This is a genomic window from Pseudomonas sp. YuFO20, from assembly GCF_035064975.1.
In the GTDB taxonomy this organism is placed as follows: Bacteria; Pseudomonadota; Gammaproteobacteria; order Pseudomonadales; family Pseudomonadaceae; genus Aquipseudomonas; species Aquipseudomonas putida_AE.
Genome location: NZ_JAXDEO010000066.1, coordinates 22815 through 28814, shown reverse-complemented (window position 1 = coordinate 28814; position 6000 = coordinate 22815). Strand labels below are relative to the sequence as shown.

Sequence of the window (6000 nt, the reverse complement as noted above, 5' to 3'; positions counted from 1 at the left end):
GGACTCGCCCTCGCTGCCGTTGGCTGTTTAGACTGCCACCGTGGCGCATTGACGCCTCGGCTGGGGCGAGTCCATCCAATTACAAGGGTCCGGTCAGGCTTCGACTTGACTCCACTGCTTGCTCAGGCGCTTGTCGGAGATCGGCACCTTGGTTCCCAACTGCTGGGCAAACAGCGAAACCCGGTATTCCTCCAGCCACCAGCGGTACAACTCCAGCTGCGGGTCGCGCTTGCCTTCCTGGGCGTGTTTGTTGGCGCGGGTCTGGTATTGCGTCCAGAGGCCGGACAACTCGCCGCTCCAGACCCGATCCCGTTGCACCTGGGCGCCGATTTTTTCGAAACGCTGTTCGATGGCCTTGAGGTAGCGCGGCAGTTCCTTGAGCCACTGCATCGGCGTTTCCCGGACAAACCCCGGATACACCAGATGGCTGAGCTGCTGCTTGATGTCGTTCAGGGCCACGGCTTGCGCCAGGTCGATCTTGCCCTTGAAGCGTTTTTGCAGGCCGTGCCAGTGCTTGAGGATTTCCAGGGTCAGCCTGGCCACGCGTTCGGCATGTTCGGTCCAGGCCCCGCGCTTGCGTTCGGCCAACGCGGCCAATCCGGCGCCATCCCGTGGCAGCGGGTCTTCACCGTCGAGGATGCAGCTGTCGAGGCTGGCCAACAGAATGTCTTCCACCAACGCATCGACACGCCCCATGTCGCGATACAGCAGGCCCAGCTCGGTCAGGCCCGGCAACTTGCCACGCAGGAACTTCGCCGGCTCCGCCAGTTGCTGCATCAGCAGGCGCTGCAAGGCGCGGCGATGCTGGAACTCGGCTTCGGCCGGGGTCGAGAAACGTCCTTCCTTGACCGTCCCCGCCTCTTCCACCAGCGCCGGATAGACCGTCATCGACAGCCCGGCGATCTTCTGCTGGGTTTTCTCGGCCACGGCGGCAAACACTTTCGGTTCGACCGGCTGCTGGCTTTTCGCGGTTTGCGGCACGGCCAGGGCGGCCTGGCTGGCTTCGGCGAAACGCGCGGTCAGTTCGGCCAGGTCGCGCCCTTCGCCGAGGAACTTGCCCTGGGCGTCGACGATTTCCAGGTTCATCCGCAGATGGCTTTCGACCTGCTGCGCGGCCTCGCTCCAGGCTTCATCGCTGACCCGGGCGCCGGTCATGCGCAGCAACTCGCGACCCAGGGCCTGGGGTAATGAACCTTCAGCGAAGGTCATGCGCTGCAACGCAGCCTTGACGAAGTCCGGCACCGGCACGAAATTCTTGCGCAAGGCCTTGGGCAGGTTGCGCACCAGGGCAATGCACTTGGCTTCGATCACCCCCGGCACCAGCCATTCCAGGCGTTCCGGCGGCAGCATCGGCAACAGCGGTGCCGGTACCCGCAGGGTCACGCCGTCGCGCGGGTGGTTCGGTTCGAAGTGGTAGCTCAGGGCCAATTCCAGGTCGCCGATGTGCAGCGTGTCCGGGTAATGCTGGGCGGTGACTTCACTGGCTTCGCGGGCCAGCACGTCCTCTTCGCGCATGATCAGCAGCTGCGGGTCTTTCTGGCTGTTGATCCGATACCAGCTGTCGAACGTCGCGGTCTGGTGGATCTCTGCCGGCAACCGCGCGTCGTAGAAGGCGTAGAGGGTTTCTTCGTCGGCGAGAATGTCCCGGCGACGGGCCTTGGCCTCCAGTTCGTCGAGTTGTTCCAGCAACTGCTTGTTGGCCGTCAGGCACTTGGCTTTCGACTGGATTTCGCCACGCACCAGCGCTTCGCGGATGAACAGTTCACGGGACACCACCGGATCGATCGGGCCGTAGTGCACCGGCCGGCGGCCGACCACGATCAGCCCGAACAGGGTGATCTGCTCGAAGGCCACGACCTGGCCACGCTTCTTCTCCCAATGGGGTTCGAAGTGGTTTTTCTTGATCAGGTGCCCGGCCAGCGGCTCGATCCAGTCGGCATCGATCTTGGCCACCATCCGCGCATACAGCTTGGTGGTTTCCACCAGTTCGGCGGTCATCAGCCACTGCGGGCGTTTCTTGCCGATACCCGACGACGGATGAATCCAGAAACGCCGCTGCCGCGCGCCGAGGTAATCGCCGTCTTCGGTTTTCTGGCCGATCTGGCTGAGCAAGCCCACCAGCACTGCCTTGTGCAGTTTCGGGTAATCCGCCGGCTCTTTGTTAAGGCTCAGCTGCATGTCGCGGCAGATGAGGCTCAACTGGCGATGGGAGTCGCGCCATTCACGCAAGCGCAGGTAGTTCAGGAAATTCTTGCGACACCAGTTACGCAGCGGGCTGGCGGTCAGCGCCTGGCGCTGCTCTTCGAACCCGCGCCACAGGTTGACCAGCCCGGCGAAGTCCGAGTCGGTATCTTTCCATTGCGCGTGGGCCTGGTCTGCGGCTTGCTGGCGCTCCGGTGGACGTTCGCGCGGGTCCTGGATCGACATGGCGCTGGCGACGATCAGCACTTCCTGCAGGCTGCCGAGCTTGGCCGCTTCGAGCAACATGCGGCCCATGCGCGGGTCCACCGGCAGTCGCGCCAGTTGCCGACCGAGCGGGGTCAACTGACTGTTGCGGTCCACCGCCGAGAGCTCTTGCAGCAGGTTGTAGCCGTCGCTGATCGCCTTGCCATCCGGCGGCTCGATGAACGGGAATGCGCTGACCTCGCCAAGGCGCAGGTGCAGCATCTGCAAGATAACGGCGGCGAGGTTGGTGCGCAGGATTTCCGGATCGGTGAATTCCGGGCGTCCGAGGAAATCTTCTTCGCTGTACAGGCGCACGCAGATGCCCGGCTCGACCCGTCCGCAGCGGCCTTTACGCTGGTTGGCGCTGGCCTGGGAAATGGCTTCGATGGGCAGGCGCTGGACCTTGGCGCGATAGCTGTAGCGACTGATGCGCGCGGTGCCGCTGTCGATCACGTAACGGATGCCCGGCACGGTCAGCGAGGTTTCCGCAACGTTGGTCGCCAGCACCACGCGACGGCCCGGGTGCGACTGGAAAATCCGCTGCTGCTCGGCCGGCGACAGACGCGCATACAACGGCAGGATCTCGGTGTGCTTGAGCTGGGCCTTGCGCAGCATGTCGGCGGCGTCGCGAATCTCGCGCTCGCCGGGCAGGAACACCAGCACGTCACCAGGGCTGCGGCGTTCGCTGCGCTCGTAGGCGGCAATTTCGTCGAGGGTGGCGAGGATCGCCTGATCCACCGTCAGGTCGTCCTCGACGCGGTTGCCCTCCTCATCCTGTTCCAGGGTCAGCGGGCGATACCAGGTGTCCACCGGGAAGGTACGGCCGGAGACTTCGACAATGGGCGCATCGTCGAAATGCTTGGAGAAACGCTCCAGGTCGATGGTTGCCGAAGTGATGATGACTTTCAGGTCCGGACGACGGGGCAGCAGGGTTTTCAGGTAACCGAGCAGGAAGTCGATGTTGAGGCTGCGTTCGTGGGCTTCGTCGACGATGATGGTGTCGTAGCGTTCCAGATAGCGGTCGTTCTGGGTTTCCGCCAGCAGGATGCCGTCGGTCATCAGTTTGATCAGGGTGTTGGAATCGCTCTGATCCTCGAAGCGCACCTGATAGCCGACCAGCGCGCCCAACGGCGTGCCGAGTTCTTCGGCAACCCGGGCTGCCACGCTACGTGCGGCGATTCGCCGTGGTTGGGTGTGGCCGATCAGGCCATGTTGGCCGCGGCCGATTTCCAGGCAGATCTTCGGCAACTGGGTGGTTTTACCCGAGCCGGTCTCGCCGGCGATGATCAGCACCTGGTGCTTTTCCAGCGCTTTCTTGATTTCGTCGCGCTTGGCGGCGATCGGCAGGCTGTCGTCGTAACGAATCACCGGCAGGCTGGCGCGCCGGGCCAGCACCTGGTCACAGGACGCCTGCATCCGCGCCACCCACTGGGCCAGCTTGGCCTCGTCAGGTTTCTTGCGCAGCTCAAGCAACTGCCGCCGCAGCCGGTGGCGGTCGGCAAGCATGGCGTGATCGAGGTTTTTCAGCAGTTTGTCGATGGAGGGCGATTCGTCGGTCATCGGGTACGCAATTCAGTCGTCTAGTGGCGCAGGTCGGGGATTGTCGCAGATTTGAAGGACGAGCGAGATCCCTTGTAGGAGCCGGCTTGCCGGCGAAGGCGTCGGCACTGGCGATGCAAGGCTCAGGATTGCCTTCGCCGGCAAGCCGGCTCCTACAGGGGGGATGGGGTTATTCGGTATCGTGGCCTTTACGCCGATACGGAAACACATCGATCACCTTCCCTGCCCGAATCGCCTCCTGCAGGCTTTTCCAGTAGTCAGCGTTGTACAACTCGCCATGCAGCTGATCGAACAACTTGCGCTGCCCCGAATCGGCAAACAAAAACGGCGGGAATTCCTCGGGGAACACATCCAGCGGCCCGATCGAATACCACGGCTCGGACGCCATTTCATCTTCCGGCGTGCGCGGTTGCGGGATGTGGCGGAAGTTGGCCTCGGTCAGGAAGCAGATCTCGTCATAGTCGTAGAACACCACCCGTCCGTGACGGGTAACGCCGAAGTTCTTCAGCAGCATGTCACCGGGAAAGATGTTCGCCGCCGCCAGTTGCTTGATCGCCAGGCCGTAATCCTCCAGGGCCTCGCGCACCTGCGCGTCGTTGGCGTTTTCCAGGTACAGGTTCAGCGGCGTCATGCGCCGTTCGGTCCAGCAGTGGCGGATCAGCACCGTGTCGCCTTCCACCGACACCGTGGACGGCGCGACGTCCAGCAGTTCTTCCAGGCACGCCGGGTCGAACTTGCTCAGCGGGAAGCGGAAATCGGCGAACTCCTGGGTGTCGGCCATGCGCCCGACGCGGTCGACGCTTTTTACCAGCCGGTACTTCTCGATCACAGTCGCGCGGTCGACGTTTTTTGACGGGGAGAAGCGGTCCTTGATGATTTTGAACACGGTGTTGAACCCCGGCAGGGTGAACACGCTCATGACCATGCCGCGCACGCCGGGGGCCATGATGAACTGGTCGTCGGTGTTGGCCAGGTGGTTGATCAACGCCCGATAGAACTCGGACTTGCCATGCTTGTAGAAACCGATCGAGGTGTACAGCTCGGCGATGTGCTTGCCCGGCAGGATGCGCTTGAGGAAGCCGATGAACTCCGCCGGCACCGGCACATCGACCATGAAATAGGAACGGGTGAACGAGAAGATGATCGACACGTCCGCTTCGTCGGTGATCAGCGCGTCGATCTGGATACCGCGCCCCTCCAGGTGCAGCAGCGGGATCGCCAGCGGCCATTGCTCATCGGCGGTGTAGATACGCCCCACCAGGTAGGCGCCCTTGTTGCGGTAGAGCACCGAGGAAAACAGTTCGACGCCAAGCTCCGGGTCCTTGCACACCCAGTCCGGCAGGTTCTCGCGCAGTTGCGCTTCAAGGCGGCGCAGGTCGCCGGGCAGGTCGGCGTATTCCTCGCTGAAGCGATAGTCGGCAAAGATGCTCGCCAGCATGCCCGCCAGCTGGCCTTGGGGTTTGTAGGTGCGGGTTTGCGCGGCGCGGGCCCGGCGCAGGCTCGGCCGCGTGGTGTGGATGAACATGCAGCCGTCGCTGATCAGGTCATGGCTGAACAGCCCGCAGAAAATCGAGTTGTACCAGGTCTCGGACAATTCATCGTCGAAACGCAGGTCGATCAGACTGATGTAGGCGCTCTTGACCAGCGGCCAGCAACTGACGTCCAGGGTGTCACTGTCGAACGCGATGCGCAGCCGTTCCACGGTTTCGCTGACTTTTTCTTCGTAGAGATTGATCCGCGCGGCCGACGCGACCTGCGTCTCCTGCCACTGGGCCTGCTCGAAGCGGGCCCGCGCACCGTCGGTGATCTGCCGGAAATGCTCGCGGTAATCGTCAAAGCCATCGAGGATCATTCGGGCGATATCGGCGGCTGGCCATTGCTGCGGCATGGTGAGACCTCTGCGGGAATTCGTGAGCCCTGAGCTTAGCCAGTGAAGCGGGTGCAGGAGAAGCGTAATTTTGCGCCCGGGTTATTTGCCGGTTTTTCGGTTGCCAT

Annotated in this window: 2 protein-coding genes; both read right to left on the bottom strand. The window is 63.0% G+C overall.

Annotation, left to right across the window (positions count from 1 at the left end; translation table 11 throughout):
* Positions 1-93 precede the first annotated feature (93 nt).
* Positions 94-4005, bottom strand: a complete 3912-nt coding sequence (gene hrpA / locus SOP85_RS26775; RefSeq protein ID WP_323628783.1) for an ATP-dependent RNA helicase HrpA — start codon at positions 4003-4005, stop codon at positions 94-96.
* Between the two features lie 169 nt (positions 4006-4174).
* Entirely contained in the window at positions 4175-5893 is a 1719-nt protein-coding gene (gene aceK / locus SOP85_RS26770) for a bifunctional isocitrate dehydrogenase kinase/phosphatase (protein ID WP_323606771.1), read from the bottom strand.
* Positions 5894-6000 lie beyond the last annotated feature (107 nt).